The 13,328-nt window shown below is 63.2% G+C and carries 9 protein-coding genes and 2 pseudogenes; 5 read left to right on the top strand and 6 right to left on the bottom strand.

The genetic code is table 11. The features are described 5' to 3' along the window. Positions 1 to 255: 255 nt before the first annotated feature. The 5 genes from J7360_RS09150 to J7360_RS09130 all read right to left on the bottom strand — a co-directional run bounded on the left by J7360_RS09150 (position 256) and on the right by J7360_RS09130 (position 5,991). On the bottom strand, positions 256 to 1,644 hold the full coding sequence (locus J7360_RS09150) for an amino acid permease (RefSeq protein WP_057662789.1): 1,389 nt from the start codon (positions 1,642 to 1,644) through the stop codon (positions 256 to 258). Positions 1,645 to 2,053: 409 nt separating this feature from the next. Continuing rightward, a complete protein-coding gene (locus J7360_RS09145) occupies positions 2,054 to 3,103 on the bottom strand; it encodes a pectate lyase (RefSeq protein WP_209033724.1) in 1,050 nt (349 codons plus the stop codon). 798 nt (positions 3,104 to 3,901) lie between these two features. Next, positions 3,902 to 4,843 carry a proline iminopeptidase-family hydrolase gene (locus J7360_RS09140; protein ID WP_007964313.1) on the bottom strand — a complete coding sequence of 314 codons (942 nt, stop codon included), beginning with the start codon at positions 4,841 to 4,843 and terminating at the stop codon, positions 3,902 to 3,904. A gap of 73 nt (positions 4,844 to 4,916) precedes the next feature. Beyond that, positions 4,917 to 5,123, bottom strand: coding sequence for a hypothetical protein (locus tag J7360_RS09135; protein ID WP_223842578.1), 207 nt, complete (start codon positions 5,121 to 5,123; stop codon positions 4,917 to 4,919). Positions 5,124 to 5,226: 103 nt separating this feature from the next. After that, positions 5,227 to 5,991, bottom strand: coding sequence for a LuxR family transcriptional regulator (locus J7360_RS09130; RefSeq protein WP_209033722.1), 765 nt, complete (start codon positions 5,989 to 5,991; stop codon positions 5,227 to 5,229). Between the two features lie 193 nt (positions 5,992 to 6,184). Between J7360_RS09130 and J7360_RS09125 the strand changes: the two genes are divergently transcribed. Further along, complete coding sequence (locus J7360_RS09125; RefSeq protein ID WP_209033720.1) at positions 6,185 to 7,567, top strand: APC family permease; 1,383 nt, start codon at positions 6,185 to 6,187, stop codon at positions 7,565 to 7,567. A gap of 351 nt (positions 7,568 to 7,918) precedes the next feature. Here the strand turns inward: J7360_RS09125 and xopAP are convergent, their stop codons facing one another. Beyond that, positions 7,919 to 9,373, bottom strand: coding sequence for a XopAP family type III secretion system effector (xopAP, locus tag J7360_RS09120; protein ID WP_343124462.1), 1,455 nt, complete (start codon positions 9,371 to 9,373; stop codon positions 7,919 to 7,921). A 71-nt stretch (positions 9,374 to 9,444) separates the two neighbouring features. Between xopAP and J7360_RS21365 the strand changes: the two are divergent. The 4 genes and pseudogenes from J7360_RS21365 to J7360_RS09105 form a co-directional block, all read left to right on the top strand. After that, positions 9,445 to 9,727 (top strand): annotated as a pseudogene (locus tag J7360_RS21365) (hypothetical protein); the annotation flags it as partial. Positions 9,728 to 9,943: 216 nt separating this feature from the next. After that, positions 9,944 to 11,341 (top strand): trypsin-like peptidase domain-containing protein, encoded by a 1,398-nt coding sequence (locus J7360_RS09115; RefSeq protein WP_057662780.1) that lies wholly within the window; start codon positions 9,944 to 9,946, stop codon positions 11,339 to 11,341. Between the two features lie 403 nt (positions 11,342 to 11,744). Further along, a complete protein-coding gene (locus tag J7360_RS09110) occupies positions 11,745 to 12,143 on the top strand; it encodes a hypothetical protein (protein ID WP_209033718.1) in 399 nt (132 codons plus the stop codon). A 136-nt stretch (positions 12,144 to 12,279) separates the two neighbouring features. Then, positions 12,280 to 13,283 (top strand): annotated as a pseudogene (locus tag J7360_RS09105) (MBL fold metallo-hydrolase). Positions 13,284 to 13,328 lie beyond the last annotated feature (45 nt).

Below are 13,328 nucleotides of genomic sequence, written 5' to 3'. Positions count from 1 at the left end.
CCACAGCCTGGGTGTGCACCCGCAGCGGCTCCTGGACAGGCGGGTTAGTGCGCGTGCGCGATTGCGGACGCACTCCGCTGACGCCGTGATCCGTGGCCAGGCCAAAACCGGAACACATCAACGTTGCCACCGACGACGGGTGCAATTCCCGGTTGCGCTCGCGTCATGAGCGCTGCCCGCTGGTTACAGTTTACAAATCCGTCATCGCACACAACGCATCAGCGCCCAGCCGCGCCCAGCCGCGCCCACAGTCCCTCACATCCGCCCACGCACGCGTCGCGCGATTTCGCTCACCGCTGCGATGACCGCGGTCAGCGCGACCATCGAGAGGAATTGCGCGCGCGTATCGGCCGAAGAGGCCAACAACACGAAGATCACGGCCAGGATGACCAGCGCCAGCACGGTCAGAAACGGATAGCCGCGCATGCGGAACGGCAGCGCAAGGCCGGCACGGTCCGCGCGGGCGCGCAGGATCAGCTGCGACACCAGCGAGATCGTCCACACCAGCAGGCAGGTGGCACCGACGATGTTGAGCAGCATTGGCAACACCTTGTTCGGATACAACAACTCCAACGCTGCGGCGGCGAAGCCGAACAACACGCTGGCGATCACCGCCACCAGCGGCACCTGCTCGCCGCTGGTCCTGGCCAGCAACCGTGGCGCTTCGCCGCGCTGGGCCAGCGAGAAGATCATCCGCGAAGCGCCGTACAGATTGGCGTTGAGCGCCGACAGCAGTGCGACCACCGCCACCAGGGTGATCGCTGTGGCGGCACCGGGAATGCGTGCGACCTCCAGCACGGCCGCAAACGGCGAGCTGAGTGCGGCGCTGGTCCACGGCACCACCGCCACGATCACGCTGATCGACCCGATGTAGAACACCAGGATGCGCCAGGCCACGGTGCGGATGGTGCGCGCCAGGCTGCGTCCCGGGTCGGCGGTTTCCGCTGCGGCCACCGCGACGATTTCGGTGCCGCCGAAGGCAAACACCACCACCAGCAACGCCGAGCCGATACCGGCCAGGCCCTTTGGCGCAAAGCCGCCGTTCTGGGTGAAATTGGACAGCCCGGGCGACGCCGCCCCAGGCAACCAGCCCGCCAGCAACGCCACGCCGATCAGCAGGAACACCACGATCGCCAGCACTTTCAGGATGGCGAACCAGAATTCGAACTCGCCAAAGCTGCGCACGCCGAGCAGATTGATCGCAGTGAACGTGGCCATGAACAGCAACGAGAGCAATGGCACCGGCAACGCCGGCCAGACCGTGGCCAGCAGCCCGGCTGCGCCTACCGCTTCGGCCGCAATCACCACCACGATCTGAAACCACCACAGCCAGCCCACGGTAGCGCCGGCCGTCGGGCCCATCGCATCGGCGGCGTACACCGAGAATGCCCCGCTGGCCGGCTTGGCGGCGGCCATCTCGCCCAGCGCATTCATCACAATGATGACCAACGCCCCGGCGATCAGATACGAGATCAGCACCGCCGGTCCGGCCGCGTGAATGCCCACGCCGGAGCCCAGAAACAGCCCGGCGCCGATCGCCGTGCCCAGGCCCATCATCATCAATTGCCGCGGTTTCAGCGCATGGCGCAATGCAGGCGCGGCGGGCGCAGCGGTCTCAGCAACGGAATCGGTCGAAAGCGGCATGGACAGGCTTGCATGGATGGAATCGCGACACGATACCGCGTCGCAGCGCCTGCCGCGCCTCTTGACGCCAGCCCGGGGAAGGAGTGGCGATGCCGCACGATCGCGCCCTTGCGCTCGGGTTTGCAACAGACAACGCCCGGCAACCTGCCGGCGCGCGCTGCCGCCTGTCGGCCCGTACAGCGCGCGCATGACCTTTCGTCTTCAAGAAACGGGCAAGGCACATCGCCGAACAATCCGGAGATGTGCCTTGATGCCGCCAAGAGCAACGGGCGACCATCCGTGCAGCTTCAGATGGACGGCCACCCGTCGGAATCGTCCTGTCGACCAGAGCGCTGCGCTTCCTGTGTGCCCTCCACGTCCACCTGACCAGTGCTGACTATCGCTCATTCGCTACTCCGCGCGCGCCCGGTCACTCCGCCAGGTTCTTGCCCGCACCCGCCGTGGCGATCACCTTGGCCTTGACCTGTGCCGCCGGTGTCACGGTGTAGATGTAGCCCAGCGACTCTGGGAACACCTTGGAGCTCACCCAGTTGGTGGCATTGGCGTAGGGCTTGCTGCCGTCCGGCGTGCTCCAGGTGATGCCGCTGCCAACGTAGTTGTTGATCAGGTCCCAGTAGCCGATCTCGCTGCTGTCGCGCGAGGTCACCGGGTTCTTGATGTTCTCGAAGTAGTTCGACTCGATCTTCGCCACCCCACCCATGCGCACGTTGATGCCTGAGGTGAACACATTGTTGAAGTAGTTGTTGTAGATGTGGCTCAAGCCGCGCCGCTGCAATGGCAAGCGCGATTCCACGTTCTCGAAGCGGTTGTGGTGATACGTGGTGCGTGCAGCCGAGTTCTTGGTGTCGCTGTCGCTGTAGCCATTGAGCGCGACCTTTTGATAGTTGTAGGACACGGTGACATGGTGCACGCCCTTCTTCATGTCGATGCCGCCATCGAAGGAGGCATCGCCCGCACCGGAACACTTGGTGAGCGAGGCGAAGATGGTGTTGTGGTCGATCCAGATCTTGGACGGCTCGCCGCTGGAGTTGCCTTCCAGCGAAATCGAATCGGCATCTTCACCGCCTTGCAGCAAACCGATGGTCATGTTCTGGATGATCACGTTGTGCGCATCGCCCACCACCCGCACGCCGAAGTTCGCCGACGAGCCATTGGCGCCCTTGATCGTGATATCGCTCTTGTTCTTGATCTGCACTGTCTTGGCCGGCAGCTTCCATTGCGCGCACACGTCCTTGATGGCGCTGAAGTCGAACTGGCCGGTGTAGTTGAGCACCAGCCCACCGCTACCGGAATAGTTGTCGATGGCGGCCTGCACCGCTTCGAACGTCGCCACGTTGACCGGTGTCTTGTTGCCGCCGCCGGTGGTGGCCGCGCCGTAGCCGACCGGGCCGGCGATCGCGCCCGCGGCGCAAGCGGACAGTGCAAGCGTGAGTGCGCCCTGGAGCGTCTTGATGATCATGTAGCCTCTCCCAAAGAAGTCGACAAGCAATGCAGGCCGTCTGCGCAGTGGCGACGACAACAGCAATGCGATGCGTGGGGGGCTGCATTCTTCACGCGATTTAAAACATAAAACAATTATTCATCTTCGAAACTTAGACACACCGCGGTGTTCTCTTTCCGAGACATGCAAAAGGGACAGCGAAGGACAGCCAGGACAGGACACGCCATTGCGGTGCGATTAGCCCTGTATTGGTCGACGCAAGTAGGTGCCCTGTGCCTGCAGATGCCGGCGATGCGCACGTGCTCGAACGCGCAGAGCAATCGCGCCTGTAACCGTCACGATCGACATGCCGATCGCGGCGACAGGCATGGACGCGATCAGCGCGCCTGTCGATCGCAGCTGGCCCACCGCATTGCAGTCATGCAATGCAGCATTTGCCTCTACATCGGCACGAACATGCGGACGCAAGCTGCCGCGCGCGAGCGCCGTCGCAGCGCATCAGAGCGCTTACGCGCCTGCCCGCCAGTAGCCTGCGATGCCTCCCACGCTGCGGTGTGTGCACTGCGACGCCGGCGCATCAACATGGGCCGGCAGATTGACGCGGGCCTGCGACCGTGCTCGAACCTCCATCGACACAGATGCGCGGAACGCACGCAGCGCCGCGCTTGCCTCGACGCAGGCATACGACGCTGCAGGGCATCTATCGCAGGCAAGGATTGATGGTGTCCGCCCATCGCCACATCACCGCATCAGGCAGACAGCTAAACGCGGTGCCGTCGATCGGCGCACTGGCCATCGCACGCGCGCATTGCACGCTCAAACAGCGCGATTGGCCAGTGCTGACGAGCGCAACATTTGGCCACCGGGCCACGGTGTCTGATCGTCCAGGAAATTGCCGACCAGGCGCATGCACGCCACGCGCTCTTCCACGTGCGGCATGTGGCTGGAGTTGGGGAATACGTGCCAGCGCGCATCCGGAATCAACCGCGCATAGGGTTCGACGGTTTCCGGCGTGGCTTCATCGTACTTGCCAGAGAGCACCAGCGTGGGTGCGGTGATGCGGTGCAGGCGCTCGATGATGCTCCAGTTGCGCAGGCTGCCCACCACGTGGAATTCGGTCGGGCCGTTCATGGCGTGATACACGGTTGGATCGGCGTCGATGGCGGCAAACGTACGCGCGACCTCGGCAGGCCATGGCAGCACGCGACACACGTGCTGCGCGTAGAACACCTGACTGGCGGCGCGGTAGGCCGGATGATCCAGCGTACCGGCGGCTTCGTGCTCGTCCAGTGCGGCCTGGATGTCCTCGGGCAGGCGCGCGCGCAGGCGCAGCGCAGCAGCGCGCCACAACCCCATCGAGGCGGGCGAATTGGCGATCACCAGCGCCCGCAGGCCGGCCGGACGGCGCACTGCATGTTCGGCTGCCAGCATTCCGCCCCAGGACTGGCCCAGCAACGCGTATTGCGACAGCCCCAGATGCGCGATCAGCGTCTGCAGCTCGTCCAGGAACAGCCCCACTGTCCAGAAGCCTGGCTCGGCATTGCGCAGATGGGTGGAGTTGCCGTTGCCCAGCTGGTCGTAGTGGATCACCGCGCGGCCGTTGGCCGCCAGGTCCTTGAAGCTGTCCACGTAGTCGTGCGTGCACCCGGGGCCGCCGTGCAGCACCAGTAGCGGGCAGGCATCCGCGCACAGGTCGCCGGTAATGCGGTACCAGGTGCGGTAGCCGCGGAATTCGACGTAACCCTCGGTGCACTGCATGACCTGCGCCTGCCTACGGCAATGATGAAATCCGAGCCTAGCGAGCGCGCCGAGCGGCGTTAACTGGCAAATTTCACAGGTTTGGGCGCGCCCGGATGCGCGGTTGGTGCTGGCCGACAGCCGGTTCGATCGAACGCGTCGCGTCGCCGGCTGCCACCGCGATCGCGCGACTCAGCACCGCTTTTGGATCGAAATGCCGGCTTCGAATCACCGCATCTATCACATCTGTGAGCGCCACTGGACTCCATTCGGTCCAAGAACAGATCAGCGTTTCGAACACGGGTGGGTCGCGCCAGCGATGCTGGCATTGCATATGCGTTCTGCCACTGCGGAACCTGCGAAGCCGCGCGTACCGCAGCGACGCAGGCACGCTCGAAGAATACTTATGGCTCCAGCAACCGATAGTGCATCCCACGCACCACGGCTTCCACGCGGTTACGTGCACCCAGCTTGCGGGCGGCTGAATTCAGATGCAGGTTCACCGTGGCGGTTGAACGGTTAAGTGCCGCGGCGATCCGCTTGGACGTCAGGCCTTTGGCCGAATACTGCAGGCATTCGCGCTCGCGACGGGTCAGCGCGATGTGGTGGCAGCGGCGTTCCTGCGGATCCAGCAATTCCTGCGCACGCGCCTGGAAGGCGTGCGCCAGCAACAGGAAGGGCAGCAACTGCGCTTCGGCCAAACGCGGCGCTTGTGCAGCCGCGGCATCGATTGCGCCGCTGAAGGTGGCGAATGCGCCACCAGGCAAATGCAGCGGCACGGTGACACCGGTGCCCATGCCGCTATCGCATAGATAACGGGTCACTTGCCGGTGCTGACCGCCCACATATTCCACACCCGGGCAACTGCCGTCGGTGCGGTACGACCATACGAACGGCGTGGTACGCCGCGTTGCACGCTGCTGAACAGGGTCATGTTGGTAGTACCCGTGCTCGCACCACACATGCTGCATATCGCCCGGCGCATTGCGCTGCATGAACACCGTTGGCGTGATCAGCGCCCCCTCCAGACTCAGGGGCACCGGCGCGTAGTCGTAAACCAGCGACTGGAAACCGAGCGCACAGACATCGCGGAACCCCCGATCCAGGCAGCTATCGAGCGTCTGCAACCCCTGCAGATCGCGGCCCAGGCTGGCCAGAGTGTCGAACATGGTGATCCTTCGGTACCGGTGGTTGCCAGCAGATGACATCCAGCATGGAAAACCTAGCACTTTTGCCAATGGATGGGCTTGCCGGCCACATTATCGTCACAATGCCTGTCATCTGGCGGCAGCATGGATCGGGCGTTCAGGTCGTCCAGGCGCTTGCGCTGCGTGCCGGCCTTCCTTATTAGCGGACACCTGCATGATCGACACACCGCGCCGCGACGATGCGGCCACGCTGGAACGCTTCGGCTACGCACAGGAGCTCAAGCGGCAGCTCACGCTCAAGGATCTGTTGATTTACGGGCTGGTGTGCATGGTGCCCACGGCGCCGTTCTCGATCTTCGGCGGCGTCTTCGACATCAGTGCCGGGATGGTGCCGTTGACCTACCTGGTCGGCTTCGTGGCAATGCTGTTCACCGCACTGAGCTACCAGCAGATGTCGCAGGCATTTCCGGTGGCGGGCTCGGTGTATGCCTATGTCGGGCGCGGGCTGAGCAGCGGCATGGGCTTTCTGGCGGGCTGGGCGATTCTGCTCGACTACCTGCTGGTGCCGACCCTGCTGTATGTGGTCGGCGCCAATGCGATGCAGACCGTGTTGCCGGCGGTACCGCAGCCGGCGTGGATAGCGTTCTTCGTGGTGCTCAACACGGTGGTGAACCTGCGTGGCATCGAAACCACCGCACGCGCCAATCGCTTTTTCCTGCTTGCGCAGTTGCTGGTACTGGCGGTGTTCGTGGTGCTGGCGACGCTGGCGATCCAGCGCGGCGTCAATGGGGCGCACTGGAGCTGGCGCCCGCTGTATAACCCACAAGCGTTTTCTCCGCAGTTGATCTTCAGCGCGTTGTCGGTGGCGGTGGTGTCGTTCCTGGGCTTCGATGCGATCTCCACCATGTCCGAGGAAGCGCGCGGCGGCAACCGTGTGGTGGGGCGTGCGACCTTGCTGGCATTGCTGATCGTGGCAGGGCTGTTCGTCTTGCAAACCTGGCTGGCGGCACTGCTGCAGCCCACCCTGCAGCGCTACCCAAGCGCGCAGGCATCCAACGATGCGTTCTTCGAGATCGGGCGATTGATCGCCGGGCCATGGCTGCAGATCGTCATTGCGCTCACGGTGGCGATCAGCGCGGCAATCGCCAATTCATTGGTTGCACAGGCGGCCACGTCGCGGCTGTTGTTCGCCATGGCGCGCGACCGGCAGTTGCCGGGCTTTCTGCGCCACATCCACCCGCGCACCGGCGTGCCGCAGCGCGCGATCCTGCTGGTGGCGGGCCTGAGTCTGGTACTGGGCGAAGTCTTCGTCGGGCAGATCGCGCTGCTGTCGTCGGTGTGCAACGTCGGCGCACTGACCGCCTTTGTGCTGCTGCATATCGCAGTGCTGTGGCACTTCCGCACCCAGGGCCGGCGTGTGCTGAATGGAGTGGTGCCCTTGATCGGGATCCTCATCCTGGCTTACGTGCTGCTCAATGCCGATCTGCATGCACAACTGGGCGGCGCTGCGTGGATGGCGGTGGGGCTGACGGTACTGGCGTTTTTGAAACTCAGCGGACGCTCCACCGAATTCCGCGCCAGCGACGCGCTGGAATAGCCGCGACTGCAGCACCGTCTGTTGTGCCGGCTTACTCCTGGCCCACCGGTGCTGCGGTGCGCGACGGGTCATTATCGTGCTGGGGAATCTCAAACACGTCATCAGCGTGGCGCATCACGCCATCAATGCAGATACGCAGGGCCCTACTTGCAGAAACGGACGATCGCTCAACCATCGATCCGTTTTCGCGAGATGCTGCCACGACTTGCCGCGGGCATGTTGCAGTCCAAGCAGTGCCTGGCGCCGATTTAACGTGCAGCGAGCGATCTCATGGCCAGGATTTCGAATTAATCACACTTTAGAAAATCCATCTTGGCTTAGAAAATTTATTCGCAATTGATTGCCGGCCATTTAATCCGGCCGGCTATTGGCCGGCGGCTCGCGATACGGCAGCAACGAAGTGAACAATTGCCTGCGGGAAAGACGCCGGTCTCCGGATGTCCCTTGTGGCACTGCCATGGGAGAAAAGATGCGCTGCAGATCGACCGGCTCGATCTTGGACAGGAAATAAGGTCGCCACAACGCCAATTCGTGATTGTCCGCCAGGTTGACAGTGCTCGCCGGGTCGTCCGTCACGGTGATGAACTGAGCGGAGCCATCACCGCAGGTGCTGCCGACGCGCTCATCGGCAGCCCTGGTGTGATCCCAGTGCGGGTGATGCATGAAAAAGGGCACCGACTGGATCGGATCCAAAGCGCGCGCAAACTGGCGCAGGGTGAATCGCAGTTCGCTGCATTTGGTTCTTAAGCTTTGCATATAGTATTTGTCGGCGCCCGCTGGCCCGAGCCGCGGCGGATTGAATGAATATATGCTGATCTTGCCAGGGGCTCCGGCCGCGCGCAGAAAGTGCGTGATGTCGAAGCCGGCGACCGTGGCCGCTGCCGCGCCCAGACTGTGTCCCGTCAACGACATCGACAACGCCTTGCCGCTCTCCCGCGCGCGATTCGCGTAGCGTTTCAGCACGTCCTTCATGACGGTTCCGTCGGCACGCGGCAACTGAGCTTCGGACTGCCACCATTCCTGCCAGCCTGCGCCGACCTTGCCCAATGTCGGAAGGCGCTCGTCGAACACGTTGACGTGCGCCTGGGCGATCTGGCTTTTCATGTCGCATAACAGATCGTCCGTCGCCTCCAGGCATGTGCCGGAAAAACCCAGCACCACGACAATCACGTCGTCGGTCTCTCGCTCCCATAGTTTCAACCGCCGCGTGGACATCGGCACATTGAGATGCAACCCCTCGATGTCAGCCACCGTCGCCGGATCGCCCTTGTAAGATTCGCCTGCGCATGCGCGCATGCTTTCGAGTACAGTGCGGCAGCGCATTTCCCATTGCGGATCCTGTCCGTGTGGCTGCGCCGATGCACGATCCACTTGGGCAATCGCGCTGACGAGATCGCATGCATGGGTATCTACCTGCGGCAGGCGCATGCCAGACGACCGCGACGCATCTGCCGTGATTGATTGGGTCACTTTGCGTATGCGTTTGACCGGCGCAGCACTGAGACCGGGAAACGCACTGGCGCTGTCGCGCACGTGCCAGGGGAAAGCGGTAGCGGAGACAGGCACGCCGCTGTCGCTCTCGCGCGATTGCGCGTGCCGCAGACTTGGAAAAGAAGTTGAAGTAGATCGCATGCGACATGTTCCAAGTGAGTGCGCAGAGATTCTGGTTATCTCCCCCGTCTGGCAAGCAGCCAGAGATGTCGTCCACCGCCGTGAAAACGAACGAAGGGTCCACTGGCTCCACCATCGCTGAGCATCCCTCCAGGCCGGGGCGATGTATCCCCAGACCCTAGGAGCGCTGATCACGACCAGGACTATGACGTGGATTTTGGCTGAGGCCGTTTGCAGAGCCGTATCGGACACAGCAAGGTTCCAACATGGAATCGCGCCGGTCTCCAAGTTACCGGCCAGCTTGGAGAGGCACCGAGGTCAGGTGCTATCGCGCCCTCTGCAATGGCAATGGCCGCAGGCATTGGCTGCCCTTGCCGGGGTGGACGAGTGCGCTCGCGCTTCACGCGCGTTGGTGCCATCTCCTGCCAATACAGCACGTGCCGCCACCAGACCAGCCCGATCGCTGGCACGATGCCTGAAGACACCAAACTGGCACTGCGCAGCCGGATGCAGGGCTTGCACCTGCTGACTACAAACAACATGGCCGCCCCGGGAGCTACGTGCCGTTCGGGCCAACGACACGACGGCCCGATGATTGGCAGACTCGTGCGGTCATTGTATTTATAACGAATTTTCATTCCCGAAAGAGATTTTCAGCACATATTCATCTTTGAACTTTCGCTAGGCTCGTTCGGCGCCAACGATGGCGCCCGCTTGTTGCAGCCCCCGCTGCAGCCTGACGCTCCCTTACGAGAAGGACTACCCATGAATCGCAAGAACGCGATGTATCTGGCGTTGTTTTCCGCTATTTCCGGCACCGCAGCGGCCGCTCCACCGACCGAGATGGATGCAGCGCCGGTCACCACCGCGCCGCAGGCGGCCAAGCTTGGTGCGGCAACGTTGCAATCGACAAGTTTACGCGGCGGCGTTCTGCCCACGCGCGTGGTGCAACTCACCGCGCCGACCAGCACCGAGATCGGCCGTGTGCGTGAGCGCCGCATTGCGCAGGTCAAGCACGGGCAACCGCTGCAGATCGGTTTTTCGCGTGCAGTCGCACAGCCGACGGTGAACCTCTCCAAGCTCGATTGGCAGATGGCTCCCGATGGCTCGCGCGTGGCCAGCCTGAAAGTCAGCTCCGCACAGGCGGCAGCGTTGCGTGCATCGCTGATACTGCGTGGCGCCGGTGCAACGCCTGGCGACCCGTCCAAGACGACGCTGCGTTTTGCCGGCGACGATGGACGCGTCTTCGAGCAATCCGGTGCCAGCTTCGCTGCCAGCGGCAACGACATCGGGTGGTCGCCGACGGTGAGCGGCGAGAATCTGCTGGTCGAACTGTCGCTGCCGGCCGGGCTGTATCCGGAGAACTTCAGCCTCAGCATCCCGCAGCTGTCGCATCTGGACATCAGCCCCACTGCCAGCCCGCGCGACATGATGACCATTGCCATCGGCGAGAGCGATTCCTGCCAGAACGACATCGTCTGCCGTGCCAACCCCACCGCCGGCTTTACCAGCGCCGCAAAGGCCGTCGCACGTATGGTGTTCACCACCAGCCAGGGCTCGTTCCTGTGCACCGGCACGCTGCTCAACAACACTAATTCGCCCAAGCGCAATCTGTTCTGGACTGCGGCGCATTGCATCAGCACGCAGACCGTGGCCAATACGCTGCAAACCTATTGGTTCTACGATGCCGCCACCTGCAACGGCAACACCGCCAGTTCGCAGGCCACCACGTTGACCGGTGGCGCGTACCTCAGGCATGCCAACACCACGCGCGACACCGCATTGCTGGAGCTGAAGACCGCACCGCCAAGCGGCGCGTTCTATGCAGCGTGGAATAGCGCGGCGATCGGTTCCACCGGCACCTCGATTGTCGGCATCCACCACCCATCAGGCGACGTCAAGAAGTATTCGCTGGGTGCGGTCAATGCATTGAACAGCTCCATCGATGGCAAGAGCCCGCTCTATCGGGTGGTGTGGAGCGACGGCGTGACCGAAGGCGGCTCATCCGGCTCGGGCCTGTTCACCGTCGCCAGCGGTGGCGCCTACCAGCTGCGTGGCGGCCTGTATGGCGGTTATTCGTTCTGCAGCGCGCAGACCGATCCGGATTACTACTCGCGCTTCTCGGACGTGTATTCCACCATTTCCACCTACTTCGGCCAGTAAGCGGCCAAGCCGCGTCGCAGGCGATGTTGCGCCTGCCACGCTTGATCGCGCTTCGTCCGGCAATCCGTTTGCCGGGCCAGGCGTCTTCGGCTCAGCGATGGGTGCATGCGCTGAGCCTTACGCTGCAATGTCCGCACGCCTTTCGAATGACACCACCATCTTCTTGCCACGTACCCATGGCAATGGCGTGGTGCGCTCGCGCGAGGCATCGCTCCACAGCTGCTTATTTTGAGCCTCGCTCAACAAGCTCGTCGGTGCGTTGCCGCCACGGCGCGTGTACAAGACTCACTTCGGCAAATCGGGCAATGCCTGATTGGCTTCGGCTGCACCAACGCTGCGCTACCGGCGGCGAGCGGCGCAATGATGCAGACTGATCGGGTCTTTTCCTGCACAACGGCCGCCCATGGTTCACATACATACCCCACTGTTGGTTATCACCCTTGCTGCGTTGGCGCTGCAAACCCCTGCCCTGGCGGCCGGCAAGCCGGCCGATCGCGAGGACATCAAGGCTTACGCGCTGCAGCGGTGCCTGGATGACAACTACACCCGTAGCGGCAAGTACGCACCCGATCAGCTACGCGACCGCTCGTATCTGCTGACCACCTATGCGATGGACAACGCCAAGGCCGGCGCAACCGACCGCCTGCAGCGTTTTGTCGACGCCAACACGGGGGGGTTGGACAAGCGCGAAGTCCCGATGAAGGACCAAGCGCGCCGTGGCCGCTTCAATCGCATCTTCGCCCAATGCATGGCGTTCTATCGTTCGCCGGCCTTGAATCAATTCATTGCGCGCGAATTCTGAGCTTTGCAGCAGGAGCAGGGAAAAAACAGCGCCTGGGCCGCTGTTTCGGATCGCTGCCAGCGACGCCTGCCGTATTGTGTATACAACACGCACAATTGCATCGACACTCGACCCACGCACATCGACACGAGCCGCAATGACCGCATCTCATCCCTCCCGCTCCCGTCGCACGCTGCTACGCACTGCATTCGCTGCGAGTGCGCTGACCGCGGTGGGGCAGCTCGGCGCCGCTGCGCGTGCCCCGGCACGACAAACATCCCCCCAGCCCGGCCCCGCGCCGCCTGCACCCTTTCCGACCAAGGGCAGCGTGCTGGTGCTGCTGGGCACCAAGGGTGGACACCCTCGCCATTGCGGGCGGCGGCCGCCAATGCCTTGGTCATCGACGGGCAACCGTATCTGGTCGATTGCGGCAACGGCGTGGCGCAGCAACTGGCCAAGGCTGGCATTCGGCTGCCCATGCTGCGCGATATCTTTCTGACCCACCACCATTCCGACCACAATGCCGATTTGCTCAACGTGGTGTGGCTGGCCTGGGCCAGTGGCCTGCAGACGCCGGTGCATCTGTATGGCCCACCCGGCATCGCGAGGATGGTGGAGGCGTTTGTCGCGATGAATGCCATCGACATCCAGGCACGCATCCGTGAGGAAGGCCGTCCGCCGTTCGAAGCGCTCATCCACGTGCATGAGTTCGACCAGCCCGGCACCGTCCTGAAGAACGATCAGGTCACCGTCACCGCCACCTTGGTGGACCATTACACCCTCAAACCGGCCTTTGCCTACCGGTTCGAGGCGCCCGACCGCAGCGTTGTGTTCTCCGGCGATACGCGCTACCTGCCCGCGCTGGCCGAGTTCGCAAAGAACACCGACGTGCTGGTGCACGAAGTGATGTATCTACCGGCGCTGCAAACGATGCTGAAAACCAACGACAACGCGCCGACATTGCTCGACCATCTGCTCAAGAGCCACTCCACCAGCGAAGAGGTCGGCATGATTGCGACGGCGGCCAACGCGAAGATGCTCGTGCTCAATCACTTCGTCCCCGGTGGCGATGCGTCCATCACCGATGCGATGTGGAGCGAAGGCGCGCGCAAGCATTACGCCGGGCCGATCGTGGTGGGCAAGGATCTGATGCGGCTGTAGCGCGGGCGCGCACTGCGCCCGCCCGTCCGCAGCGATCCAATGCCG

Origin of the sequence: Xanthomonas sp. D-99 (genome assembly GCF_017746145.1) — a bacterium.
In the GTDB taxonomy this organism is placed as follows: Bacteria; Pseudomonadota; Gammaproteobacteria; order Xanthomonadales; family Xanthomonadaceae; genus Xanthomonas; species Xanthomonas cissicola.
The sequence above is the reverse complement of the archived record's forward strand: the minus strand, read 5'-3'. Positions and strand labels throughout refer to the sequence as shown.

Bases quoted from the DNA above. Each gene is read 5' to 3' on its own strand.
- J7360_RS09130 (WP_209033722.1), bottom strand. From the start codon at position 5,991: ATGTTCGACACTCTGGCCAGCCTGGGCCGCGATCTGCAGGGGTTGCAG.
- J7360_RS09125 (WP_209033720.1), top strand. From the start codon at position 6,185: ATGATCGACACACCGCGCCGCGACGATGCGGCCACGCTGGAACGCTTC.
- J7360_RS09115 (WP_057662780.1), top strand. From the start codon at position 9,944: ATGAATCGCAAGAACGCGATGTATCTGGCGTTGTTTTCCGCTATTTCC.
- J7360_RS09150 (WP_057662789.1), bottom strand. From the start codon at position 1,644: ATGCCGCTTTCGACCGATTCCGTTGCTGAGACCGCTGCGCCCGCCGCG.
- J7360_RS09140 (WP_007964313.1), bottom strand. From the start codon at position 4,843: ATGCAGTGCACCGAGGGTTACGTCGAATTCCGCGGCTACCGCACCTGG.
- J7360_RS09145 (WP_209033724.1), bottom strand. From the start codon at position 3,103: ATGATCATCAAGACGCTCCAGGGCGCACTCACGCTTGCACTGTCCGCT.
- J7360_RS09110 (WP_209033718.1), top strand. From the start codon at position 11,745: ATGGTTCACATACATACCCCACTGTTGGTTATCACCCTTGCTGCGTTG.